This window comes from Actinoplanes auranticolor (assembly GCF_018332655.1).
Classification (GTDB): domain Bacteria; phylum Actinomycetota; class Actinomycetes; order Mycobacteriales; family Micromonosporaceae; genus Actinoplanes; species Actinoplanes auranticolor.
In genome coordinates this window covers 96,110-120,640 of the sequence record NZ_BOQL01000021.1, presented here as the reverse complement: position 1 = coordinate 120,640, position 24,531 = coordinate 96,110, and the positions used below count along the sequence as shown (strand labels likewise).

General features: G+C 72.6%; 20 protein-coding genes. 12 read left to right on the top strand and 8 right to left on the bottom strand.

Going from position 1 to position 24,531, the window contains the following annotated elements:
* Positions 1 to 175 precede the first annotated feature (175 nt).
* Genes Aau02nite_RS12130 through Aau02nite_RS12115 form a run of 4 tightly spaced genes read left to right on the top strand, consistent with a single transcriptional unit; the run spans position 176 to position 5,338 of the window.
* A complete protein-coding gene (locus Aau02nite_RS12130; protein WP_212988473.1) occupies positions 176 to 1,225 on the top strand; it encodes a zinc-dependent alcohol dehydrogenase in 1,050 nt (349 codons plus the stop codon).
* Complete coding sequence (locus Aau02nite_RS12125) at positions 1,222 to 2,040, top strand: sugar phosphate isomerase/epimerase family protein (RefSeq protein ID WP_212988472.1); 819 nt, start codon at positions 1,222 to 1,224, stop codon at positions 2,038 to 2,040. The genes Aau02nite_RS12130 and Aau02nite_RS12125 overlap by 4 nt, the downstream gene beginning before the upstream one ends.
* Positions 2,037 to 3,431: an MGH1-like glycoside hydrolase domain-containing protein gene (locus Aau02nite_RS12120; protein WP_246595076.1), complete on the top strand. Its 1,395-nt coding sequence runs from the start codon at positions 2,037 to 2,039 to the stop codon at positions 3,429 to 3,431. The genes Aau02nite_RS12125 and Aau02nite_RS12120 overlap by 4 nt, the downstream gene beginning before the upstream one ends.
* Positions 3,428 to 5,338, top strand: a complete 1,911-nt coding sequence (locus Aau02nite_RS12115; protein WP_212988471.1) for an amylo-alpha-1,6-glucosidase — start codon at positions 3,428 to 3,430, stop codon at positions 5,336 to 5,338. Before Aau02nite_RS12120 ends, Aau02nite_RS12115 begins: the two co-directional genes overlap by 4 nt.
* Before the next feature lie 18 nt (positions 5,339 to 5,356).
* Here Aau02nite_RS12115 and Aau02nite_RS12110 read toward each other — a convergent pair whose 3' ends face one another.
* On the bottom strand, positions 5,357 to 5,935 hold the full coding sequence (locus Aau02nite_RS12110; protein ID WP_212988470.1) for a helix-turn-helix domain-containing protein: 579 nt from the start codon (positions 5,933 to 5,935) through the stop codon (positions 5,357 to 5,359).
* A 90-nt stretch (positions 5,936 to 6,025) separates the two neighbouring features.
* Between Aau02nite_RS12110 and Aau02nite_RS12105 the strand changes: the two genes are divergently transcribed.
* From Aau02nite_RS12105 to Aau02nite_RS12090, 4 genes are all read left to right on the top strand, one after another.
* Positions 6,026 to 6,526 carry a DinB family protein gene (locus tag Aau02nite_RS12105; RefSeq protein ID WP_212988469.1) on the top strand — a complete coding sequence of 167 codons (501 nt, stop codon included), beginning with the start codon at positions 6,026 to 6,028 and terminating at the stop codon, positions 6,524 to 6,526.
* A 162-nt stretch (positions 6,527 to 6,688) separates the two neighbouring features.
* Complete coding sequence (locus Aau02nite_RS12100; protein ID WP_246595075.1) at positions 6,689 to 7,462, top strand: enoyl-CoA hydratase/isomerase family protein; 774 nt, start codon at positions 6,689 to 6,691, stop codon at positions 7,460 to 7,462.
* Positions 7,463 to 7,532: 70 nt separating this feature from the next.
* Positions 7,533 to 8,966 (top strand): glycoside hydrolase family 76 protein, encoded by a 1,434-nt coding sequence (locus tag Aau02nite_RS12095; protein ID WP_212988468.1) that lies wholly within the window; start codon positions 7,533 to 7,535, stop codon positions 8,964 to 8,966.
* A 25-nt stretch (positions 8,967 to 8,991) separates the two neighbouring features.
* Entirely contained in the window at positions 8,992 to 10,449 is a 1,458-nt protein-coding gene (locus Aau02nite_RS12090; protein ID WP_212988467.1) for a Fic family protein, read from the top strand.
* A gap of 50 nt (positions 10,450 to 10,499) precedes the next feature.
* On the opposite strand, the gene Aau02nite_RS12085 is transcribed toward Aau02nite_RS12090, so the two are convergent.
* On the bottom strand, positions 10,500 to 13,547 hold the full coding sequence (locus tag Aau02nite_RS12085) for a glycoside hydrolase family 9 protein (RefSeq protein ID WP_212988466.1): 3,048 nt from the start codon (positions 13,545 to 13,547) through the stop codon (positions 10,500 to 10,502).
* 213 nt (positions 13,548 to 13,760) lie between these two features.
* On the opposite strand from Aau02nite_RS12085, the gene Aau02nite_RS12080 reads away from it, so the two are divergent.
* Positions 13,761 to 17,060: a S8 family serine peptidase gene (locus Aau02nite_RS12080; RefSeq protein ID WP_212988465.1), complete on the top strand. Its 3,300-nt coding sequence runs from the start codon at positions 13,761 to 13,763 to the stop codon at positions 17,058 to 17,060.
* Between the two features lie 43 nt (positions 17,061 to 17,103).
* On the opposite strand, the gene Aau02nite_RS12075 is transcribed toward Aau02nite_RS12080, so the two are convergent.
* Positions 17,104 to 17,460: a nitroreductase/quinone reductase family protein gene (locus Aau02nite_RS12075; RefSeq protein WP_212988464.1), complete on the bottom strand. Its 357-nt coding sequence runs from the start codon at positions 17,458 to 17,460 to the stop codon at positions 17,104 to 17,106.
* Positions 17,461 to 17,786: 326 nt separating this feature from the next.
* Here Aau02nite_RS12075 and Aau02nite_RS12070 point away from each other — a divergent pair, with 326 nt between their 5' ends.
* Complete coding sequence (locus tag Aau02nite_RS12070) at positions 17,787 to 17,945, top strand: hypothetical protein (RefSeq protein ID WP_212988463.1); 159 nt, start codon at positions 17,787 to 17,789, stop codon at positions 17,943 to 17,945.
* 86 nt (positions 17,946 to 18,031) lie between these two features.
* Here the strand turns inward: Aau02nite_RS12070 and Aau02nite_RS12065 are convergent, their stop codons facing one another.
* Positions 18,032 to 18,961 carry a hypothetical protein gene (locus Aau02nite_RS12065; protein WP_212988462.1) on the bottom strand — a complete coding sequence of 310 codons (930 nt, stop codon included), beginning with the start codon at positions 18,959 to 18,961 and terminating at the stop codon, positions 18,032 to 18,034.
* A 107-nt stretch (positions 18,962 to 19,068) separates the two neighbouring features.
* Positions 19,069 to 21,846 (bottom strand): FAD-binding and (Fe-S)-binding domain-containing protein, encoded by a 2,778-nt coding sequence (locus tag Aau02nite_RS12060; RefSeq protein ID WP_246595074.1) that lies wholly within the window; start codon positions 21,844 to 21,846, stop codon positions 19,069 to 19,071.
* Between the two features lie 16 nt (positions 21,847 to 21,862).
* On the opposite strand from Aau02nite_RS12060, the gene Aau02nite_RS12055 reads away from it, so the two are divergent.
* Together Aau02nite_RS12055 and Aau02nite_RS12050 are read left to right on the top strand one after the other, a co-directional pair.
* Positions 21,863 to 22,522: a GntR family transcriptional regulator gene (locus Aau02nite_RS12055; protein ID WP_212988460.1), complete on the top strand. Its 660-nt coding sequence runs from the start codon at positions 21,863 to 21,865 to the stop codon at positions 22,520 to 22,522.
* Between the two features lie 67 nt (positions 22,523 to 22,589).
* Complete coding sequence (locus tag Aau02nite_RS12050; protein ID WP_212988459.1) at positions 22,590 to 22,820, top strand: hypothetical protein; 231 nt, start codon at positions 22,590 to 22,592, stop codon at positions 22,818 to 22,820.
* A 15-nt stretch (positions 22,821 to 22,835) separates the two neighbouring features.
* On the opposite strand, the gene ligD is transcribed toward Aau02nite_RS12050, so the two are convergent.
* The 3 genes from ligD to Aau02nite_RS12035 all read right to left on the bottom strand — a co-directional run bounded on the left by ligD (position 22,836) and on the right by Aau02nite_RS12035 (position 24,448).
* Complete coding sequence (ligD, locus tag Aau02nite_RS12045; protein ID WP_212988458.1) at positions 22,836 to 23,096, bottom strand: non-homologous end-joining DNA ligase LigD; 261 nt, start codon at positions 23,094 to 23,096, stop codon at positions 22,836 to 22,838.
* Between the two features lie 53 nt (positions 23,097 to 23,149).
* Positions 23,150 to 23,794, bottom strand: coding sequence for a hypothetical protein (locus Aau02nite_RS12040; protein ID WP_212988457.1), 645 nt, complete (start codon positions 23,792 to 23,794; stop codon positions 23,150 to 23,152).
* Positions 23,795 to 23,977: 183 nt separating this feature from the next.
* Positions 23,978 to 24,448, bottom strand: a complete 471-nt coding sequence (locus tag Aau02nite_RS12035; protein ID WP_212988456.1) for an ester cyclase — start codon at positions 24,446 to 24,448, stop codon at positions 23,978 to 23,980.
* Between the last annotated feature and the right edge of the window lie 83 nt (positions 24,449 to 24,531).

Below are 24,531 nucleotides of genomic sequence, written 5' to 3'. Positions count from 1 at the left end.
CGCTTCGCGGAGGTCACGATCAGTAGCGTAAACACCACAGAAGCGCAGGAGTGGTCACGAAGAGGGTGATTTCGCCGCACTATTGCCCGCCGGTGAGGCATAAGTAGGTCAACGATCAGCCGGAACAATGGGCGTTCTGCCACGAATGACCAGACTAATGCGGTGAAATGTCGGGGTGCCGCAGACAGTTCAGTTCACCTCTCCGCGCTGCGTCGAGGTGGTCGACCAGCCCACCGCGAAACTCGGCCCCGGCCAGATTCGCGTGCACACCAGCTTCTCCGGCATCTCGGCCGGCACGGAGCTGACCGCGTACCGGGGGACGAACCCGTACCTGAACAAGTCCTGGGACCCGGACCTGCGGTTGTTCGTCGACGACACAACCGGGCTCAGCTATCCCATCGCCGGGCTGGGCTACTCGGAGGTCGGCGAGGTCGTCGAGGTCGCCGCGGACGTGGCCGATGACCCGGGTATCCCCGCGGTCGGCGCGCAGGTGTGGGGCATCTGGGGCCACCGCGCCGAAGCCGTGCTGCCCGCCGAGAAGCTGCGCGGCTGCACGATCCCGGCGGGCCTGGACCCGGTCGCGGCCACCTTCGCCCGGGTCGGGGCGGTCGCCCTCAACGCCGTGCTGGCCGCGGACGTACATCTGGGTGAGACCGTCGCCGTCTTCGGCCAGGGTGTGCTGGGCCTGCTCACCACCCGGCTCGTCCAGCTCTCCGGCGGTTCGGTCGTGGCGGTCGACGCGGTTCCGGGCCGCCTGGAGAAAGCCCTGGAGTACGGCGCCGACGCCATCGTCGACGTGCGCGAGGGCACGGTCGGCCCGCAGCTGCGTCAGCTCACCGAGGGCCGGGGCGCCGACGTGGCGATCGAGATCAGCGGCTCGTACCCGGCGCTGCACGAGGCGATCCGCGCGGTCGCGGTCAACGGCCGGGTGGTCGCGGCCGGGTTCTACCAGGGCGACGGCGTCGGGCTGCGGCTCGGCGACGAGTTCCACCACAACCGCGTACGGCTGATCTGCTCGCAGATCGGCGGGGTGCCGCCGGACGTCGCGGGGCGCTGGGATCAGGGTCGCCTGAACCGCACGTTCCTGAGGCTGGCCGTGGAGCGCCAGATCGACCCGGCCGGGCTCGTCTCCCATGTCATCCCGGTGGAAGAGGCGGCGGCCGCGTACCGCATGCTCGACCGCCGTCCCCACGAGGCACTCCAGGTGGTGTTGAAGTTCCCGTGATCAGAATTTCCTGCCAGGAGCAGTTGCTGCCCGGCGAGACGCTGCAGAAGAAGTTCGAGTTCGCCCGGCGCGCCGGTTACGACGCCATCGAGCTGCGCGGCCACGGCGGCTTCGCGTTCCGCGACCGGCTCGGCGAGTTGCGCCGGGCGGCCCGCGACGGGGTGCCCATGCCGTCGGTGTGTGTCGACATGCGGCACTTCTTCGGCGCCTTCGACCCGGAGCTGCGCCGCGACGCCGTCGCCCAGCTCAAGTCGCAGCTGTCGGTGATCGCCGAGGTGGGCGGCCCCGGCGCGGTGGCGTGCACCCCGGCGTCCTGGGGCATGTTCTCCCGGCGGCTGCCGCCGTTCGAGCCACCCCGCAGCGAGGAGCAGGACCGGGCCGTGCTGCTGGACGGCCTCGCCGAGCTGGGTGAGCACGCCGCGCGCGAGGGGGCGACGCTCGTCCTAGAGCCGCTCAACCGCTACGAGGACCACATGGTGAACCGGCTGGAGCAGGCGGTGGACCTCATCGGTGCGGTCGGGCTGCCGTCGCTGAAGGTGCTGGCCGACACGTACCACATGAACATCGAGGAGGACGAGCCCACTTCGGCGCTGGTCAAGGCGGCCGCCCACCTCGGTCACGTGCAGGTCAGCGACTCCAACCGCTTTCAGCCGGGCGCCGGGCACCTCGACTGGGCGGCGTTGCTGGGCACCCTCGACGCCATCGGTTACGACGGTCACCTGGCGCTGGAGTGCCGGCTGCGCGGCGAGCCGGCCGCCGCCGTGGCTGCTGTGCCGGGCTTCCTGCGCCGCCACGACGTCAGCGTGCCGGCGTGATCGACAATCTGGACCGGGATGCCCGGCGGGCGCCGGCCGTGAGAGGGGCCGGCGTGATCGACGACCTGCACCGGGGTGCCCGGCAGGTGCCGGCCGTGAGAGGGGCCGGCGTGGTCGACGACCTGGACCGGGGCGCCCGGCGGGTGCTGGCCGCGAACTGGCGGCAGTGCGCCACCGTGCCGGCCGCCGCGCTCTATCCGCACCAGTGGAGCTGGGACTCGGCCTTCATCGCGATCGGGCTGCGCCACCTGTCCCCCGCCCGGGCCCAGCGGGAGCTGGAGTCGTTGCTGGGCGCGCAGTGGCGCGACGGGCGCGTGCCGCACATCGTGTTCGACCCGCACGTGCGGGCCGACGCCTACTTCCCCGGGCCCGCGTTCTGGCGTTCCGGGGCCGTGCCCGGCGCGCCGGGCGTGCCGACCTCCGGCATCGTCCAGCCGCCCGCGCACGCGCTCGCCGCCTGGTCGACCTACCTGACGGACCCCGCGACGGCCCGCGCCCGCGGCTTCCTGCCCCGGATCTACCCCCGGCTGGTGCGGTGGCACCGCTACCTCACGACCCGGCGCGACCTCACCGGCAGCGGGCTGATGTCGGTCGTGCACCCGTGGGAATCCGGCATGGACAACAGCCCGGCCTGGGATTCGCCACTTTCGCGGGTGATCCCGGTGCCGGCGACCGCATTCACCCGCCGCGACCTCAACCACGGCGTCGCCGCGGAACGCCCCACCGACGAGGACTACGGTCGCTACGTCCGGCTGGCGCGCGACTATCGCGACGCCGGCTACGCCGATTCGTTGCAGGTGCACGGTTTCGCGGTGGAGGACCCGCTGTGCAACGCCCTGCTGGCCGCCGGCGAGCACGCACTGGCCTCGATGGCGGCGGAGCTGGGCCGCGACCCGCAGCCCCACCTGGCGGCCGCCGCCCGCCTCACGGCCGCCTTGGTGTCCACTCTGTACGATCCGGCCGCCGGGATGTTCTTTCCTCGTGACGCGCACACCAGCCACCTCATCCGAACCTATTCCGTAGGAGGACTGGCTCCGCTCGTCGTGCCGGACCTGCCGGTCGCCGCCGAGCTGGTGAGAACCGCGCTCAGTGACCGGTTCCGGCTGCACGAGGCGTGTCCGCTGCCGTCGTACGACCTCACCGCCGCCGACCACGACCCGGGCCGCTACTGGCGCGGGCCGGGGTGGATCAACACCAGCTGGCTGTTCTGGCACGGGCTGCGGCTGCACGGCGAGACGGCCCTCGCCGACGACCTGCGTCGGCGCCTGCTGGACCGGGTACGCACCGCCGGCTTCCGGGAGTACCTCGACCCGCTGACCGGCGCGGGCCACGGTGCGAGCGATTTCAGCTGGACCGCGGCCCTGACCCTCGACCTGCTCCGGGCGGCGTGAGCGGACACTCGGTGGTCGCGGGCACCACGTGTCTGCTGACCACCGCCGCCGGCGCGGACGTCGGGGGCTCGGCGGTGGACGGATTCTTCGTCGACGACTGCCGTCACCTGTCGCGACTGGTGCTGTGGGTCCCGGGCGCACGCTTGCGGGCGCTGCGCACCGATGCGGCCTCGACGGTCTACGCGCCGGAGACGGCCCGGCATGAGGATCCGCCCTATGCGGTGGTCCGGCGGCGGCGGTTGGAGCCCGGCCGTCTGGTCGAGTCGCTGACGCTGACCAGTTACCTGGGCGCAGCGCAGACCGTTGAGGTCGGCTACGAGGTGGCGGCCGACTTCGCCGACCAGTTCGAGCTGCGTTCGGCGCGCACCTTCGACAAGTCGGATGCGGTCCGCCGGGCCGAGGTGGTGAACGGCCGGCTGGTCTTGTCCTACGCTCGGCGGGGATTCGAGCGCACCACTACGATTCGGGCCTCTCCGACCGCTCAGCTGTCCGCTGGCCGTCTGGAGTGGATGGTCGTGGTGCCGCCGCTGGCTTCGGTGACGCTGGAGGTCACGGTGTCAGGCGGGGCGGTGGCGGCTGGCGGGTTCGTCGAGGACGTAGGCGCGGCCATTGCGACCGGTACCGGCGAGGTGGCCGGTGCGGTCAAAGTCGGCGACGCCGCCGAGCTCGGCGAGGCGGGTGCGTCATCCTGGACCGACACCGCAGGTTCACCTTCGGCGCCTCAGGATGACCTGAACCGCTGCGTACGGCAGGGCCTCGCCGACCTCGACGCCCTCTGCATGCCGGCGCCCGGCGTGCCCGGGGCCGTCGTGCCGGCCGCGGGTGCGCCGTGGTTCCTCACGGTCTTCGGCCGCGACAGCCTCCTCGCCTCGCTGTTCGCCCTGTCCCACCGCCCCGAGCTGGCCGCCGGCACCCTGCGGGTCCTGGCCGCGGCCCAGGGCCGCACGACCGACGACTCCCGGATCGAGGAGCCGGGCAAGGTGCTCCACGAGATGCGCCACGGCGAGCTCGCCACCACCGGCGAAGTGCCGTACGCCCGCTACTACGGGTCCGTCGACGCCACCCCGCTGTTCCTCATGCTGCTCGCCGCCCACCACGAGGTGACCGGTGACGACCTGCCGGCCAAGGAGCTGGAGCAGGCGGCCCGGGCCGCGGTCGGCTGGATGTTCGGGCCGGGCGGGCTGGCGGCCGGGTATCTGCGGTACCGCACCGACCTGCCGGGCCTGGTCCACCACTGCTGGAAGGACTCCGCCGACTCGATCGTCTTCTCGGACGGCACCCCGGCCACCGGCCCGATCGCGGTGGCCGAGGCCCAGGGGTACGCGTACCGCGCGCTGCTGGGCACCGCCCGGCTCGCCACGCACGTCTGGGGTGACCCGGCGTGGGCGGCCATGCTCACCACGGCCGCGGCCGGACTGCGCGACCGGTTCGCCCGCGACTTCCGGCTGCCGGACGGCTTCGTGGCGCTGGCCCTCGACGGCACGGGCACCGCCGTCGACGCGGCGGCGTCCGACGCCGGTCATCTGCTGTGGTGCGGACTGCTCGCCGACGACTGGGCGGCCACGGTGGCTGACCGGCTGGCGGGCGACGACTTCTTCTCCGGCTGGGGCGTACGGACCCTGGCCGCGGGACAGACGCCGTACCACCCGATGTCCTACCACCGCGGCGGGGTGTGGCCGCACGACACGGCGATCGCAGTCGCCGGCCTGGCCGCCGCCGGGCGCCGGGCCGAGGCGGCGCGGATCGCCGACGGGTTGCTCGCTGCCGCGTCCTTCGGCGACGGCCGGCTGCCCGAGGTGATGACCGGGCTGGCCCGTGAGCGGGGGTACGGGCCGGTGCCGTACCCGCACTCGTGCTCGCCGCAGGCGTGGGCCGCCGCCGCTCCCCTGCTGCTGTTGTCGCTGTGAGCCGGTGTCCTGGCGGGGTCAGGGTGCCGACGTGGCGAGGTGCACCCGTTCGCCCTGGATGCCGATCAGGGTGAGCAGCTCGGCCGGATTCTCGTCGGCGCTGCCGATCCAGTGCGGGACACCGGTGTCGAACTCGGCCGCCTCGCCCGGACCCAGCCGCAGGCGCCGTTTGCCCAGCAGCAGGGTGACGTATCCGTTCATGACGTAGAGCCACTCGTAGCCCTCGTGGGTGCGCGGCACCGGCTCGCCCCAGCGCGACGCCGGCGGGTAGATCACCTTGAACGCCTGAATGCCGCCCGCCCGCCGGGTCAGCGGCACGAACGTCATGCCGCGGTACGTGACCGGGCGAAGGTGGATGCGGGGATCGCCGGTGTCGCGGGCGCCCACCAGCTCGTCCAGCGTGGTGCCGTACGCGCGGGCCAGCGGCAGCAGCTGCTCCAGCGTGGGCCGCCGCTTGCCGGTCTCCAGCCGGGACAGCGTGCTCGGCGTCAGGCCCGTCTGCTGCGCCACGTCGGTCAGCTTGGCCCCGCGCGAGCGGCGCAGCTCCCGGAGCCGTCCGGCCACGCCCGCCAGCACGTCGTGCTCGACCTCGTCCATCACCGCAGCTTGCCATTTGGCAATGGACTTTGCACCCGGCGGCCGCGATCCGGATGCTCGGTCCATCGCCCACCACCGACGGGAGCTGCCATGGGTCAACCGCCGTGGACCCTCGACCTCCGTACCCGCCTCGACCAGCTGCTCGACGAGCACCGCTGGGCCGCGCACGACAGCCTCCGGGCCCTGAGCGAGGCCGAGACGCGCGCCTCCCTCGTACCGTCCCGCACGACGCTGCTCGGCCTGGTGAAGCACCTGACGTACGTCGAGAGGTTCTACTTCGGCCACGTCCTGACCGGCCGGTCGCTCAAGGAACTCGGCGTGGCCGCCACCCCGGGCCGCTCCTTCATCCTCACCTCGAGGGACACCATCGCGTCGGTCCAGGCGGCGCACCGCGCCGCGTGCGAGGATTCCCGTACGGCGGCACGGACGCTCGGCCTCGACCACGTGCTCACCGGCCGGAAGGTGCGGTCGATGTGGGCGTTGTACGTGCAGGTGCTGCGGGAGCTGGCCCAGCACTGCGGCCACGCCGACATCCTGCGCGAGCAGCTCCTCGCGGCCAGGCCGGGCCGAACCCGAGCGCCGTCCGCCTGAGCGGCAACCAGCCCCGGGCGACAACCAGCCCGGGCGGCCACCAGGCCGGGCGGCCACCAGGCCGGGCGGCCACCAGGCCGGGCGGCCACCAGGCCGGGCGGCGACCTCGGCGACAACCAGGCCGGTTTCCGCCGGGTTTCCGGTGTCGAGCATTCTGACCTGGTGGAATCGAGCGATGAACTGGCGGTGTCCGTCACGGACGGGATAGGGCTGCTCGAACTGCGGCGCCCGCCGAACAACCATGTCGACGCCGAGCTGATCGGACGGCTCGCCGATGCCGCCGCCGCCCTGGACGACGACGCCGGCTGCCGGGTGATCGTGCTGGCGGCCGAGGGCAAGAACTTCTGCGGGGGTGCGGATCTGGGTTCGGCGGGCTTCGTCGAGGACAAGGTGGCCGCCGCCGAGGGTCTGTACCGGCGGGCGGCCCAGCTTTTCGACGTGCGTACCCCGATCATCGCCGCGGTGCAGGGCACGGCGGTCGGCGGTGGCCTCGGGCTGGCCTGCGCCGCGGACTTCCGGGTGGCCGAGCCGTCGACCCGGTTCGTCGCCAACTTCGCCCGGCTGGGTTTCCACCAGGGCTTCGGGCTCAGCGTCACCCTGCCGGAGCTGGTGGGCCGGCAGCTGGCCACCGATCTGCTGCTGACCGCCCGCCGGGTGGGTGGCGAGGAGGCGGTCGCCATCGGGCTGGCCGACCGGCTGGCCGAGCCGGGGCAGGTGCGCGAGACGGCCCTGCAATGGGCGCGCTCGATCGCGGCGGTCGCGCCGCTGGCCGTACGGTCGATCCGCGCGACCCTGCGCGGTGACCTGCCGCAGCGGGTCCGCCGGGCCCTGGAGCACGAGCTCGCCGAGCAGGCCGCCCTGTGGCAGACCCGCGACAGCGCCGAAGGTATCGCCGCGAGCCTGCAGCGGCGCACTCCGGTGTTCCGGGGCGAGTAGGCATTGACTATTAACAATATGTGTACTTTATTAACAGTTACCGAGTGCACCCACCGCACGGAGGTAACCCATGCGCGCCAAGTCGATCGCCGTCCTCACGGTCGCCGCCACCGTCCTCCTCCAGGCCCAGACCGTCTCCCCCGCTCAGGCCGCCACCGTCTGCAACCGCTACTGCGACGCCCGCGACCCGGCCCTCTCCCCCGGCGACCGCGTCGCCACCAGCACCACCCTGTACGGCCGCTCGTTCCAGGTGCACGTCAACGACACCGACGCGATGATCTGGGCGACCGTCGAGAACGGCCGGGCCGGCGACCAGGTGTGGCTGGACCGTTCCTTCGACGGCGGACGCACCTGGTCGGGCGACAGCCGCCTCGGTGACACCACGGTCCCGGCCGGCTCCGCCGGCACACGCACCACCATGTTCAATGTGGACAACTGGGGTTCGCGCGGCGTCGGCGTGCTGCGCGCCTGCGGCAAGGCCGGCGACCGGCCCGAGCTCACCTGCACCGGCTGGGCCCGCAGCAACTGGAACGCCGGGGACCGGCGCACCGCCGCGGCGACCGCGCTGATGATGCGCTTCGACCAGGGCACCGGGCTCTTCGACACCAACGGCTGGTGGACCGGCGCGAACGCGCTCACCGCGCTGATCGACACCAGCCGGGTCAGCGGCATGCGCAGCTATGACTACGCGATCGCGGCCACCTACGACAAGAACATCAACTCGCGGCAGGGCCAGTTCCGCAACGAGTATCTGGACGACACCGGCTGGTGGGCGCTCGCCTGGGTGGCCGCGTACGACCGGACCGGCGACAGCCGCTACCTGAACACCGCCCGGGCCGGCGCCGACCACATGTTCGGCTACTGGGACACCCGCTGTGGCGGCGGCGTCTACTGGCGCACCGACCGGACGGTCAAGAACGCCATCGCCAACAGCCTCTACATCCAGCTCAACGCCGCCCTGTCCCAGCGCATCGGCGGCGACAGCGTCTACCGCGGCCGGGCCCAGGCCGGCTGGACGTGGTTCCAGAGCACCGGGATGCTCAACAGCTCCAACCTGGTCAACGACGGGGTCAACCTCGGCACCTGCCGCAACAACGGCGACGTCACCTGGACCTACAACCAGGGCGTGCTGATCAACGCGCTGGTCCAGCTCCACAAGCTGACCGGCGACGCGAACGCGCTGACCGTGGCCCGCCGGGTCGCCGACGCGGCCACCACGAGTACGTACCTCAACAACAACGGCATCCTGCGCGAGCCCAACGAGCCGGATCAGTGCAGTGGCGACGGGGTCTCGTTCAAGGGCGCGTTCATCCGCGGGCTCGGTGTGCTGAACGCGGCGGTCGGTCGGCCTTACGACGGGTACCTGCGACGGCAGGCCGATTCGGCGTACGCCCGCAGCCGGACGAGTTTCGACGCTTACGGCAGCCATTGGGCCGGGCCGTACGTCAACACGAACCACTCCTGCCAGCACAGCGTGCTCGACCTGCTGAACGCGGCTCCCTGACGGGGCGGTGGCAGGATGACCGTCGATGGTGAACGACGACGCGTGGCAGAGGATCTCCCCGGTCCGGCTCTCGTGGGCCGACGTCGATCCGGCACGGCATCCGTTCGACGCCGGCGGGGCGCTCGGGGTGGTCCGGGCCGTCGCGCCGCCGGTGCCCCCGCGCCCGAGGTGGACCCCGTCGGGGCAGGTCGGCCGGGACGACGCCGAACGGTGGCGGAACGCCGTGAGCCACGCCCTCGTCGACCGGTACGGACGCTGGGCGTGCGGCTGGTGCTGGGCGGGCGGCGAGGGCGACTACGACGGCGGTCCGGTCGGCTCCTGGTGCTGCGTCTCGGACTCGATCGCCGGCCCGGAGGAGACCCTGGCCCTGGTCGCCACCTCGCTGTGCGAATGGCGGGGCTGGCTGGAACACCTGGCCGAGCGGTTCGACCGGTTCCTGCCCCTGCCCGACGGCGACGACGACCCGGACGGCCTCGTCGTCGCCTGGGAGATCGCCGTCGCCCGGCTGGTGACCACCACGGTGGACCGCACCGGCAGCGACAGCGGTTGGTACGGCCACTGCGAGCAGGTCCTCGGCTGGTTCCTCACCGCCGCCGGCGTAGCCGAGGAGCGCCGTCAAGCTCTGATCAACAGCGCCATCGGCGGGCGGTTCGAGAGCTGGGTGCAGCCCTCCCCGCTCGTCGTCAGGGACATCGCCGAGCGCCTCGCCCGGGAGGTCACCGGGCAGCCGGCGGCCGCACTGGTCACCCTGGCCGACCCGGCCGGGGACTGGCCTGACACCTGGCCGCAGGACTGGCCCTCCGCGCGGGGCAACACTGTGCCCACCGTGCTGCAGCCGCCCGGCCGGCCGAGATACGAGGGGCGCGACGACGATCTGACGGCGTGGCAGGCGGTACGGGCCCGGGTCGACTGGGCGGCGGTGACCCGCCCGGTGACCGGCCCGGTCCGCGGCGACCGGGACGGGATCGCCGAGCACGTCGCCCGGCGGCCGGCCGGCAGCGCCCAGCTCTCCGCGGCACTCGAGCAGGCCAGGCGCGATGCCGCGGACGGTGGCCCGCTCACCTTCTCCCGGCTCGAGCAGTGGCAGCGCACCGTGCTCGGGGTCCCGGAGGCGCCGTTCCGCACCGGCCCGGCGTCGGCCAAGGGCGGCCGCGAGAGCTACTACTGGCGGGACGATCTCCCGGAAGTGTTCGAGCGGTGCCTGCTCGAGGCCACCGACGACACCGTTCCGTTGCCCTCGCGGGCCGCGCGCGTCTATCTCGACGTGGCGTTCTTCCACCCCTTCGCCGACGGCAACGCGCGCGCGGCGATGCTCGCGCTGGCCTACGTGCTGGCCCGCGACGGCGTGCTGATCGACCGGGCCGCACCCCTGCTGATGACCGTCCGCCGGGCTCACGACCTGCTCGGCGCCGCCGGGCTCGCGGGCCTCATCGAGATGCTGATCGACGCCACCCGCACCAGGCAGCGGCACGACGCGGGCTGAACACGACGACGGGCCCGGCCGGCTGGTGCCGGCCGGGCCCGTTGCTCACGTCAGCCGCAGGCTGATCCGTTGAGGGTGATCAGCTCCGGCGCCGGGTTCGGTCCGCCCGGCGTCGTGGCGTTGAAGCCGAAGTACACCGTCTGCCCCGGTTGGATCCGGCGGTTGGTCGTGGTGTTCCGCGCCGTGACCGTGGCCCCGGCCTGGGTCGCCTCGGCCGACCACGCCTCCCGCACCTTCTGGCCGCCGAGGAAGGCGAAGCGGGCCGTCCAGCCGTCGACCACCGCGGTGCCCGTGTTGGTGATGGCCAGCTGCGCGGTGAAGCCACCGTTGCCCTGCCAGGGACCGTAGTTGGTGTACTCGGCCTTGCAGGACGAGCCCGCCGGAAGCTGCCCGGTGCCCTGGTCGGCCAGGAAGGAGGCCACCCAGGCGAGCGCCGAGTTCCAGTTGATCGCCACCTCGTTGGTCGCGTACGACTCGATGTGGTCGACGTAGCAGAACTGCGGCTTGCAGCCCTCCAGCAGATCCTTGGCGTACGGGTCGTCCAGGCCCGCGTTGGCCCCGCCGGCCAGTGATCCGGCCGGCGGATGCGGCGTGCTCGGGTCGGCCTGGTGGGCGAAGATCCGGCTGTGCTGGTTCTGCGAGGCGTGCTCGCCCCAGCCGGTGACGTACGACTGGTTCAGCGCGTTGCGGCCGAAGATGTAGTCGACGCCCTGCACCGCCCCGTCGCGGTAGCCGGCCTTGCCGGTCAGGTCGAACGCGGTGGCCAGTACCACGACGTTGTTGAGGATGTTGCTGTTGCCGCCCCAGAAGTAGCTGCCGGCGTCGCCCGGCAGAGGCAGCCCGTACGCCTGGGCCTTGAGCGTGGCCAGGTAGCGGTCCGCCGCGGTGACCACCGACTGGCGCACGCGCTGGCGGTCGGCCGCCGGCAGCAGGTTCGGCACGGTGGCCAGGTCGAGCCGGCCCAGAGCGGCCGTGCTGCCCCAGCCGAAGCCCGTGGCCGCGAAGACGTCACCGGTGTGGTGCGGCGACGCGGTCAGATCAGTGAGGTACGGCTGCTCGGCGGTGCTCAGGTACAGCTCCGCCGCGGCCCAGTAGAACTCGTCGCTGACGTCGGCGTCGCCGTAGCCACCACCGCCGCCACCGAGGTCCTGGGCCAGCTTCCCCGGATTCGCCTTCGCCGCGGTGTAGGCGGTGCGCGCCGCGGTGAGGCACTTGTCGGCGAACGCCGCGTCGTAGGGCGCGAACAGCCGCGCGCACTGGGCGGCGGTGGCAGCCAGGTTCAGGGTGGCGGCCGTCGATGGCGGGTGCAGCTCGCGGAGCTCAGGGTCGTCCTCGGGCTGCATCGGGATGCCGGTCCAGTTGGCGTCGTGCATCTTGTGGTGCACCATGCCGGCGAGCGGCTTGCCCGCCGGGACCTGCATGCGCATCAGGAACTCCAGCTCCCACCGCGCCTCGTCGAGGATGTCGGGCACGTTGTTGCCCCGCTCGGGCACCCGCAGCGTGCTGTCCGCCAGGGCGGCACCGTGCGCGGCGGTGACCGCGGTCTTGGTGCGTTCGAAGGTGCTCATGAGCTGGTGCACGGCGATGCCGCCGTTGACCACGTATTTGCCGTGGTCACCGGCGTCGTACCAGCCGCCGCGCACGTCGAGCCGGTAGTCGCAGGCGCTGGCGCGGCAGGGCACGTCGGTGTCGCCGCGGTTGGGGGCCACGCCGAGGTGGCCGGCCGGGCGGGCGTACTCCTCGCCGACCAGGTCGCCGTCGATCTCGATGCCGCTGCGCTGGATGTAGAAGAACTGCAGGGCGTCGGAGCGCAGCTGCTTGTAGACGGTGCCGGAGATGTCGAACGGGTGGCTGGTCTGCCCGTCGGCCACCAGGGTGTAGCCGGTGCCGGCGGTGCGGAAGCCGGTGAAGTCGATGGTGTGCACGTTCTGGCCGGAGGCGGCGTCCACCCCGCGCGGCGTGCTGGTGCCGTCGGCGACCACGTCACCGCCGGCGTTCTTCAGCTGCCAGCCGAACGCCTCGGTGGCGGCGGTGACCACGGTGGCGTTCTTGGGCCCGGCCGGGAGGTAGCCGACCTGGTTGACGCGGACCCGCGGCCCGGTGTCCGGCGTGTACGGAGGCTCTTCCTCACCGCCGATCAGCGATACGTTGTCCACGCAGAAACGGTACGCCTCGGCACTGCCACCCACCTGGAAGGCGACCTGACCCGCGGTGGTGTCCGCGGTTGCGGTGAAGGTGAACTCCAGGTGCTGGGCGGTGGGAGTCAGCGCGACGTCCCGCGACAGGAACGACGTGTACGGCTCGGCCCCCAGCTGCACGGCGGCCCGCACGCTGGCACCCGGGCTGGCCGAGGCGTCGAACGACAAGGTGTACGACGAGCCGGCCACCAGCGTCACGCCGTTCTGGCCGATGCCGGCGTCCCAGGGATTGGCCAGCCCGGCCGGCACCGCGGTGCACAGCCGCCCGTCGTCGATCCCGGTGTCCGTGGTGCCGTACGAGTACCAGCCCGCGGTCCCGTCGGAGAAGTCACCGTTCTCGACCTGTTCCGGCCCGGCCGGCGGTGGCGTCGCGCCGTCGCTGGTCAGGCTGACGTCGTCCAGGCAGAAGGTGTACGCCTCGGCGCTGCCCCCGAGCTGGAAGGTCAGCGTGCCGTTGGCCGAGTCCAGACCTGAGGTGAAGGTGTACTCGAAGGTCTGCGCCTCGGTGGTGAGCGCGACGGCCCGGGACAGCGCCGTGGTGTACGGCGCCTCGTTGAGCTGCACGTTGGCCCGGACGGTGACCGCGGCACTGGCCGAGGCGCTGAAGCTGAGGGCGTAGGCAGCGCCGTTGATCAGCGGGACGTCGTTGTGGCCGAGGCTGACGTCCCAGGCGTTGGTGGTGCCGGCCGGAACCTCGGCGCAGAGCCGACCGCCGACGACGGAGATCGGTGCGTTCTCGGTGGACCACCAGCCGGTGGTGCCGCTGGTGAAGCTGCCGTTCGGGATGTGCTGGACCGGCTCGGCGGCGGCCGGTTGGGCCGTCAACAGGGTCAGTCCGAGGCCGGCCGCGGCGCTCGCCGCGATCAGCCTGGCAGCCCGCCGGCGTCGATGTGGAGTCACAGGGGTCCTCTCAGGACTTCGCGGCCGGGTGCCGGAACGGTGGGACGGCCACGAGGGGGACGGAGCGATGGTGGGAGCGCTCCCATACTCGCGAATGTTGCCAGCCTGTGAACCGCCCGTCAATCGACCACCGTGATGGTTTGCACCGGTCTGCAAGAGTTACGGCCATCGATGGGCCGGGTCATCGGACCCGGCTGACGGGAGGCCCTTTCCATGCGCCTGCGAAAACTGCCCGCCGCTCTGCTCGCCGCCGGGACGGCTGCCGCGCTCGCCGCGGTCGCGCCCGCCGCGGCGAGCGCGGCACCCGGTCCGAGAGCCCAACTGAGCCCAGTGTCCACGGCATCCACCAGCATCACCCTGATCACCGGGGACCGGGTGATCGTCGCCCCGGACGGCCGGACCAGCGTCGAGAGCGCGCCCGGTCGCGCCGGCACCAGGTTCGTCAGCCGCAAGGCGGCCGGGCACCACTACGTGATCCCGGCGGACGCCCTGCCGCTGGTCCAGCGCGGCCGGCTCGACCAGCGGCTGTTCGACCTGACCGCACTGCGCAACTTCGGCTACACCGGCGAGGCCGAGCTGCCGTTGCTGGTCGCGTACCCGCGCTCCGGCAACCGCAAGGGGCCGGCCGCCGCCCGCGCGGCGACCGGCGCGACGGCCCGCATCGCCCGCGACCTGGGTGGGGTGGGCGCACTCGCGGTGCGCGCGCAGCGCACCGCGAGGGCCGAGCTCTGGACCTCTCTGACCGGGGGTACGGCCGCAGCCCGCACCCTGAGCCCGGGCGTCGAGCGGATCTACCTGGACGGCAAGCGCAAGCTCAACCTCGACGTCAGCGTGCCGCAGATCGGCGCCCCGGCGGCCTGGCAGGCGGGTCTGGACGGCACCGGCGTGACGGTGGCGGTCCTGGACTCGGGCATCGACGCCACCCACCCGGACTTCGCCGGCAAGATCGTGGCGGCCGAGAACTTCACGCCCGACCCGAACGCCGACGATCTCGTCGGCCACGGTACGCATGTCGCCTCGATCATCGCCGGCAGCGGCGCGAAGTCCGGCGGCAAGTACAAGGGCGTGGCCCCCGGTGCGAAGCTGGCGATCGGCAAGGTGTGCTCGACCGAGTTCTGCGAGGAATCGTCGATCCTGGCCGGCATGCAGTGGGCCGCCAAGGCCGCCCCGGTGATCAACATCAGCCTGGGCGGCGGTGACACGGCGAACATCGACCCGCTGGAGCAGGCCGTCGACGACCTCACCGCGGCCCACGGGGCCCTCTTCGTGATCTCGGCCGGCAACTCCGGAGCCACCGCGACCATCGGCTCGCCGGGCAGCGCCGACTCGGCGCTCACCGTCGGTGCGGTGGACGACGAGGACCAGCTGGCCGACTTCTCCAGTCGCGGCCCCCGGGTCGGCGACGACGCGATCAAGCCGGACATCACCGGGCCGGGCGTGGACATCGTCGCGGCCCGCGCCGCGAACGGTCAGATCGGCACCCCGGCCGGGGACGGCTACGTGAGCCTCTCCGGCACCTCGATGTCCTCCCCGCACGTCGCCGGCGCGGCGGCGATCGTCACCCAGCAGCACCCCGGCTGGTCGCCCAACCACCGCAAGACCCTGCTCATGGGGGCCGCGAAGCCGGCCCCCGGGGTGGACGTGTTCGGCCAGGGCGCGGGCCGGGTCGACGTGGCCCGCGTGGTGCGCCAGGCGGTGTCGGTGGATGAGGGCAGCATCAGCTTCGGCCGGCAGCAGTGGCCGCACGACGACGACGTCCCGGTCACCGAGACCGTCACCTACCGCAACGGCGGCACCGCCCCGATCACCCTGGCGCTGGCGCTGACCGACGCATCCGACACGTTCAGCGTGGCCGCGACCAGCCTGACCGTGCCGGCCGGCGGCACCGCCACGACCACGGTCACGGCGGACACCAGCGGCGAGGGCACCGACGGTTTCAAGTCCGCGCGGCTGGTCGCGACCGGCCCCGGCGACGTGCGGGTGGAGACCCCGGTCGCGGTGAACCGTGAGGTGGAGAGCTACGACGTCAAGCTGGTGCACGTGGGGCGCGACGGCAAGCCGGCCGAGCACGTCACCTCGTTCAACCGGCTGGACGAGCTGGCGTTCCACGACGTCTTCAGCGCCGAGCCGACCGACACGATCCGGCTGCCCAAGGGCGAGTACGGCCTCTTCACCTGGATCTACGGTGCCGAGGACATGACGATGCTGGTCCAGCCGAAGGTCGTGATCGACGGTCCGCTGACCATCCGGCTCGACGCCCGCCGCGGGGAACCGGTGAAGATCACCGTGCCCCGCAAGGACGCGACACCGGTCCTGGTCGCGGCCAACGCCGACTGGGTCAACGACGAGTTCGGGGTCAGCGTCTCCGCATTGTCCGAGACCGGCGACGACATGTTCCTCGGGCAGGTCGGCCCGCGCCGCAAGCAGCCGGGCTTCTACGGGTCGATCAACGCGGCCTTCGCGAAGTACGACGCGGCGACCGAGTCGTTCCGGGACACCCCGTTCACCTACAGTCTCGCCTACCTCAAGGAGGGCGCGTTCTACACCGGCTTCGCCAAGCGGGTCCGGGCCGGCGAGCTGGCCACGGTGCGGTCCCGCTTCGCGCGGGAGGCCGAGGGCGCCACGGGCATCAAGCTGAACTGGCCGAACCTGGGGCCGAACATCGGCGGATGGGCCGCCGGCCTGCCGTTCTCCCTGCCGTCGCAGCGCACCGAGTGGCTGAGCACCGAGGGCGCCACCACCTGGGCGCGCGAGTTCGACCAGGAAGTGCAGACGGACCCGGACAGTTTCCCCGAGCTGCTGAGCATCGCCTTCTCGGACGAGAATCGGTACCGGGCGGGCCGGACGTACTCCGAGGACTGGAACCGTGCGGTCTTCGCCCCCTGGGTCGGCGGGGACATCAACGCCGCCCTGCGGATCGAGAACACCATCGTGGCCGGCGTCCCGCTGTTCGGCGACGGCGTGGGGCACTGGGGTGACGCCCGCCCGGACACGGCACGCACCGCGCTGTACTCCGGCGGCAAGCTGATCGGCGAGGAGCCGTCCGGCTACGCCGAGTTCGAGGTGCCGGCGGGCAACGCGCAGTACCGGCTGGAGCAGTCGGCCACCCGCGGCGCCCCGTTCCGGCTGTCGACCTCGGTCAGTGCGGCCTGGACGTTCCGCTCGGCGACGGCCGGGGAGACCCCGACGCGGCTGCCGCTGTCGACCGTACGGTTCAGCCCGCGGGTGAACGAGCTGAACGTGGCCCCGGCCGGTAAGGCGTTCAGCATCCCGGTCACCGTGGGGCGCACGTCCGGATCGGCGGCCCGGCCCAACCGCACGCTGACCGCAGAGTTCTCGACGGACGACGGGCGCACGTGGCAGCCGGCCACCGTGCGCGGCACCGGTGACCGGCGCACGGTGCAGGTCACCAACCCGGCCGGACCCGGGTTCGTGTCGCTGCGCGCCAACGCGACCGACGCCGCGGGCAACACCGCCGCGGTGACGGTGCTGAGGGCGTACGAGGTGCGCTGAGCAGGATCACGAGAGGCGGTGGGTCACCTGACCCACCGCCTCTTCACCTGTCCAGGAGGACGGAGACCGTTACCCGGCCCCGGTCGTCGCGGTGGGATGTCGCGTGGCCGGCCCGGTCCGTGCCGTCCAGGTGCAGTGACAGCGGCGCGCCCGCGCCGAGGAAGTTGCGCCACCAGGTCTTGGCCTCGGGCATCCGGACGCCGATGGTGATCCGGTCGCCGTCGCGGACGAAGCCGACCGGAATGGTGAACGTCCGCCCGGAGCGACGCCCGGTGTAGGTGAGCAGCACGATCTTCCGCCCGACGAACCGGCCCCAGCGCGGCGACGCGATCAGGGCGGACATCCGCTTGTTGAACGGCACGGCGAAACGCACCAGCGAGGCGCGCGAGAGTGACGGCATGCGAGGACGCTAACGGAACACCCCGTCCGTTTCGCCGAAGTGAGGCAGGTGCCCGGCCATTCGCCTCACTACCAGCGGTGCTGCGGTGGTCAGCCGCGGCTCGGCCGGACGAGGTGCCCGGTGCTGGTGAGGGCCCGGGCGACGTCGATGAGTCTGGTGTTGCGAAGGCCAGCTCGGCGGTCCCGGCCCGGGTGTAGATCGCCCGGCGGTGGCGGCAGTCCGGGGGGATCTCCTTACCCTCCGGACATGTCCGGCTCACGCCGATGATTGAGGGGCCGCTATCGGGGCACTCGTCCGATTGCCGCCCACCTTCGGAGGACACCATCATGCGGGCCCTGATCTATACCGTCGCGGCGGTAGCTGTCGTGCTCATTGTGCTGGGCCTGATCATCAAGGCCGTCAAATGGCTGATCATCATCGGCCTCGTCGCCCTGGTCGCCGCCATCGTCATGGGCGTCGTGAAGGGCCGCCGGGCGTTGCGCTGAGCCGGCCCGCGCGGGAGGACCGCACGGGCACCGGCAGCACGAAGGCCCTGATCGCGGTGATCAGGGCCTTCGGTGCGGGTGGTGCGTCAGCCGGCGACCGTGATGGTGAACGTGTCGACGTTGGCGTTGTCGCTCTGTTGCACGTCCTCGTTGGTGTACGCCACCAGCGTCGTGGCGGTGCCGAGCGGGCCGGCCGGCGTCTCCGCGGGTGCCGTCAGGACCCACTCGAAGGTGCGCTCCTCGCCCTCGGCCAGCTGGCCGCCGTAGAGGACGCAGCCCACGCTGGTGCCGCCCGGCGGGACCGGCAGGCGGTCCGTCGGCACGCAGACGTCACTGGGCTCGATGGCCGGCCAGCCCTCGAGACCGGCCGGGACCACGACCTCGGTCCACAGTCCCTGGTGCGGGGCGTCGCTGTCGTTGCGTACGGTCACCGGCACCCGGCCCGTGAAGGTGCCGTCCGCCTGACGGGTGAGCGTCGCGTCGGCGGCGGTCACGGTGAGGGCGCCGGTCGTGTCCTGCACGTACGGCTGGGGGTTGCGCAGGGAACCGGTGGTGGCCCGGAACAGCGCCGGGAACTCGGTGGTCACCCCGTCGACCTCGACACTGCCGGCCAGCGGGGCGATCCGCGCGTACGACTGGGGCCGGGCCGGTGAGCGGAAGTTGGCCGTGATCACCGCGGAGCCGCCCGCGGCGATCTCGCCGTCGAGGGGGCACAGGGCGATCTGGCGGTTGTCGGGCGTGCGGTTGATGCCGCAGCCACCGGCGCCCTCGATGTCGCCGAGGGTCTCGGCGATCGGCTCGGTGATGCTGAAGCCGCCGTCGAAGGGCTCGCTGCCGGTGTTGCTGATGACGATGCGGACGCGGCCGGTGTGGCCGGAATCCGCCGGCTGCAGGATGAGCCGGTTCACCGTGAAGGTGACGTCGGCGGCCGGCGCGGCCTGGGCGGCGACGGCGCCGCCGAGCATGACGGAGCCCGCGGCGAGCGCTATCGCGCCCGCGCGTACGAAGATGCGCATGGTGGTTTCCTCACGTCGATTCCCCGTGTGACCGGAAACGATCGTCCCGGTCGATCGATCGCCGACCACGGTAGCAACGAGAGATCTCTATGTCTGCCCCGGCCGGATCACCGCTGGTCGAGCAGCTGGGCCAGGTGCACGGCGGGGCGGTCGCGCAGATCGGCGACCTGGGTACGGCAGGAGAACCCGTCGGCCAGCACCACAGCATCCGGGGCCGCGTCCAGGGCGGGCAACAGGTTCTGCTCCGCCACGGCCACGGAGACCTCGTAGTGGCCGATCTCGACGCCGAAGTTGCCGGCCAGGCCGCAGCACCCGGCGAGCCGTCGCACCCGGGCCCCGGTCGTGGCCAGCAGATCCGCGTCGGCCTTCCAGCCCAGGACGGCGTGGTGGTGGCAGTGCGGCTGGGCGATGACGTCCACACCGGACAGATCCGGCGGGGTCCAGCCCGGGGTCTGCGCGAGCAGCTCGGCCAGAGTCCGCACCGAGCCGGCCACCGCGGCGGCGTCCGCGTCTCCAGGGAGCAGCTCGTGGACGTCGGAGCGCAGGACAGCGGTACAGGAGGGCTCGATGCCGACGATCGGGATGCCGGCGCGGGCGTCGGCGGCGAGGGCGGCGACCGTACGGCCGAGGATCTTCTTGGCCGCGTCCAGCTGACCGGTCGTGATCCAGGTCAGCCCGCAGCAGACCGACCCGGACGGCAGCCGCGGCTCGTAGCCGGCGGCGCGCAGCACCCGTACCGTGGCCTCGGCGACCTCGGGTGAGAAGGCGTCGGAGAAGGAGTCGGCGAAGAGCACCACGGGTTGGCGGCCCTCGGCCGCCGTGGTGGCGAAGGTGCGCCGGAACGGGCGCCGGGCGAAGGCCGGCACGGACCGGCGCTTGTCCACCCCGGCCAGCCAGAGGAGGAACGGGCCGAGGACGGGCATCCGCACGGCGAGGTTGGCCAGCCGCGGCGTCCAGCCGGCCAGGCGGGCCCAGAGCGGCAGCTTGCCCAGCGTGTAGTGCGAGCGCGGGCGCAGTTTGCGCCGGTAGGTCTGGTGCAGCACCTCGGACTTGTAGGTGGCCATGTCGATGCCGGTCGGGCAGTCCGAGGCGCAGCCCTTGCAGGACAGGCAGAGGTCCATCGCGTCGTGCACCGACGGGTGCGACCACGGGAGCTCGCCGCGGACGACCTCCTGCAGCACCCGGGCGCGCCCGCGGGTGGAGTCCTTCTCCTCGCGGGTGGCCAGGTAGGACGGGCACATGACGCCGCCGGCGGCGGAGTTGTCGGCGCGGCACTTCCCGACGCCGGTGCAGCGGTGCACGGCCTGACCGAGCTCGCCGTCGTCGTGCGGGTACGCCATGGCGAGCTGCGTGAGCGGGAAGCGCCCCGCGGGCCGGACGTCGGCGTCGATCGGGTCCGGGTCGACCAGCACGCCGGGGTTGAGCAGGTTGCCCGGGTCGAAGGCGTGCTTGATCCCGGCGAACAGGGCGATGGCCTCCGCGGAGTACATGTGCGGGAGCAGCTCCGAGCGGGCGCGGCCGTCGCCGTGCTCCCCGGACAGCGAACCGCCGAACTCGCCGACGAGCCGGGCCGCGTCGGTGAGGAACTCGCGCATGATCTTGGTCCCGCCCGGCTGGTCCAGCGGGAGGTCGAGCCGGACGTGCATGCACCCGTCGCCGAAGTGGCCGAACGGGGCCGAGGTCATGTCGTACGAGGCGACGAGCTCGTCGAACCGGGCCAGGTAGGCACCCAGACGCTGCGGCGGGACGGCCGCGTCCTCCCAGCCCGGCCAGGCCGGCTTGTCCGACGGTGCCCGGCCGGCCAGGCCCGCGCCGTCCTCCCGGATCCGCCACAGCCGGGCCTGCACGGCGGGATCGGTCACCACCAGGGCGTCGTCGGCGATGCCGTCGGCCGCGAGCCGCTGCGCCCGCGCCGTCACCTCGCCGGCCTGGTCGCCGGCCAGCTCGACGAAGAGCCAGGCCCCGCCGCGCGGCAGCGGCGGGACGGCGTCCGGTCCGCGCCGGGCCCGCAGCACGTCGAGCAGGCGCGAGTCGAGTCCCTCGCAGGAGGTCGGGCCGTGCGCGACGACCGCCGGGGCTGCCTCGCCGGCCGCGACGATGTCCCGGAAGCCGAGCACGACCACCACCCGGACCGGGGAGTCCACGACCAGCTTGACGGTCGCCCGGGTGATGACCGCCAGCGTGCCCTCCGAGCCGACGAGCGCCCGGGTCAGGTCGAAGCGCTCCGGCAGCAGGTGCTGCACGGCGTAGCCGGAGACCTGCCGGCCGAACCGGTCGAACTCGGTGCGGGCGGTGGCCAGATGGGCGCCGACGACCGCGCGTACGCCGTCGATGACCTGCCCGGCGCCGTGCACACCCTCCGGTCCGGTGGTGAGCCTCTCCCCCGCCGCGGTCAGCAGCTCCAGGCCGGCCACGTTGTCGGAGGTGCGGCCGTAGGCAAGCGAGCGCGAGCCGCAGGCGTTGTTGCCGATCATCCCGCCGATGGTGCAGCGCGGGTGGGTCGACGGGTCGGGACCGAAGCGGACGCCGTGCGGCACGACGGCCTTCTGCAGGACGGCGTGCACGGTGCCCGGCTCCACCACCGCCGTCCGGGCGTCCGGGTCGATCTCCAGCACCCGGTTGAGGTGGCGGGAGAAGTCCAGCACGATGCCGCGCCCGACGGCGTTGCCGGCTACCGACGTGCCCGCGCCCCGGGAGGTCAGCGGCACCCCGGTCTCCCGGGCCACGGCCAGCGCCGCGGCCACCTCGTCGACGTGCCGGGGCCGCACCACGGCCAGCGGCGGGATCCGGTACAGCGAGGCGTCGGAGGCGTACATGCCGAGGGTGCCGGCGTCGGCCCGCACCTCGAGTCCGGCCCTGCCCAGTGCCGCCACCACATCATTCATAGGTAACATGTTACTCATGCCCGCGCTTCGTCTTCCTCCGGAGGCATCTTCTCTCGCCGACGCCGTCTCCCAGGCGGTCCGGGACGGCGTGGCCGCCGGGGAGCTCGTGCCGGAGACCACCTATTCCGTCTATCAGCTGGCGGAGCTGCTGGGCGTGTCCCGCAGCCCGGTCCGCGAGGGGCTGCTGCGGCTGGCCCAGGCCGGGCTGGTGGAGATCAGGCGCAACCGCGGCTTCCGGGTGCTCCCGCCGCGGGCGCACGACATCGAGGAGATCATCGGCATCCGCCTGGCCCTGGAACCGCCGGCCGCCCGCCTGGCGGCCGAGCAGGCGACGGACGACCAGCACGCCACCATCCGGACGGCGCTCGGCACCATGGCCGCCGCAGCCGCACGGGGTGACGACGCGTCCTTCTGGCCGGCCGACCGCGCCCTGCACGACCTGCTGCTGCGGGCCTCGGGCCGCCCGCGCACCGCGGCCATCGTCGAGCAGCTGCGCAGCACGACCGCCCTGCTCGGCCCGCCGACCACGGCCAGCGGACGCACCCTGACCGAGATCCACGCCGAGCACGAGCCGGTGGTCACCGCCGTGCTGGCCCGCGACGGGGCGGCCGCCGAGTCCGCGATGCGCGCCCACCTCGAGGCCACCCGCGGCCTGCTGATGGCGAAGCTGCGCTGACGGCCGGCCGCGTTTCGTGGCGGCGGCGCCGGGTACGCGACGGGCACACTGCAGAAAGGACACGGCCATGACCGAAACCCCGTCCGCTGCCGGACTTCCCCTCGCTGCGACCGTCGCGGGTGACCTCGTCGGCGACGACGAGAACCAGGGCGGCGGCGGTCCGACCGTCGGCGCCTCGGACCGCGACGCCGACGCGGCCCGTACCGGTGCCGACGTCGACCTGGAGAACGCGAACCGCGACTCCGACGGCGTACCGGTGGGTGAGGCCGACGCGGCGGCCGACGCCGAAACCGACTGACCACGCCGGGCCTGTTCAGCGCAGCGGCGGCAGCGCCTGCCGGTGGTCCAGCACCGCGCTGAACAGGTCGCCGTGCGTCTCGAGGCGCGGCAGGACCGACCGGATGGTGAACCCGTCGGGCCGCAGGCCCGGGTCGTCCAGTTCGTCCCAGGTGATCGGCGCGGACACCGGCGCGCCCGGCGCGGGACGCGGACTGTACGGCGCCACCAGGGTCCGGTTGATCGCGTTCTGGGGGTAGTCCAGCGGGACAGGCTGCCGCGGTCGCTCTTCTGCCACTTCCCGCTCCGGTTCCGCGACCACCACAGCCCGGCCGCGGACGCGACCGTGCCCTACGACCCTGGGGCTCGAAGCCGCCCACCCGGCCCGGTGCCCCGGCCGCCCGTGAGGATGCGGTGGCTGACCTCGCCCGACCGGGCGGCCAGGGCCCAGCCGGTGGCCGACGACACCAGGCGCAGCTCGTCGATCGTCGCGCCCTTCCCGCGGCCCTGACCGGCTCCGCGACCGGGGCCCTGACCGCGGCCCTGCCCCGGGTCCTCACCCGCCGGGCACGGCTGGCCGACCGCCGGCGCCACCGAGGTGCCCGAGATGCCGGAGGTCGCCCCGGTGAGCCGGAACCCGGTGATGCCGTCGCCGTAGCCCGCGGCGGAACGGGACCCGGACCCGCGGACCACAGCGTCGGTCAGCTCGTAGTGGCCGTACTCCTTGTGGTGCACCACCGGGTACGTGCGCTTGCCGCAGACGACCGAGTAGGTGTCGTCGGTCCAGAAGTCGTGGTCGAAGGCGACCTCTCCGGCCCGCGAGGCCAGCATCGCGGCGGTCCAGCCGAACGCCCGCCGGACGTCGGCCGCCCCGACGAAACCGGTCCGCGACGCGGGGTCGTACGTGACGGCCGCGGACGCCGGGGCGGCGGACACGATCCCGGCGGCGAGCGTCGCACCGGCGAGGGACAGCCGGAAAAGGCAACGCAAAGACATGTCTGACTCCTGGATCGCGCGGGCACCTGAGCCGACTAACGATCAACCCCGGTCCGGGGTGTGCGTGATGGTCAGCCATGTCCGCCGCGAGTTCGGGGCTCGGCGGGTAAGCGGCGGCGAATGCGGCGGGGTCGGCGCCCTCCCGGAACGAGACAGGGCGATCAAGCGGTGCGCCCGGTGGGGCTACGACCCTGTGGCGGCTGTCTCGGCGGACTCGATGGCCGACTTGAAGTCGGGGCCGGCCCCGAGTTGGGCGAGCAGCACATTCGCCGCGTTGTAGCAGTTGAAGCTCTCGATTCTTCCCTCCCGGAGATACCAGAGATCCGCCGTCGGCACGTCGATACGGTTACCGGTCGGCGGAATCTCGCCGACCGGAGTCGGGAAACTGCCGAGATGCGTTCCCTGAATGCGCAGTTCGACGGCAACGACATCGCCGGCCGCGTGCACTTCGAGGAGCTCGCGGTGGACGTCGGGAAATACGCCGGCAAAGCCCGCCAGCGCCTGAGGAATCTCGTCCCCGCGGAAGGTCAGTGCATTCGGCACGTCGTTGAACGTGCCGTTCTCGGTGAACAAGGCCCGGAAACCGGCTCCGTCGAGGACATTCCCTTCCGCCAGCCGGTACGCCTCGCGAACAATCTCCTCGTTACTCTTCACGTCTGCTCTCCTCGATGGTTCCGTGGTCTCCGGATGCGCGCGCTCCAGCCAGGCTAACAAGGTTTTTGACCGTGTAGTCAATA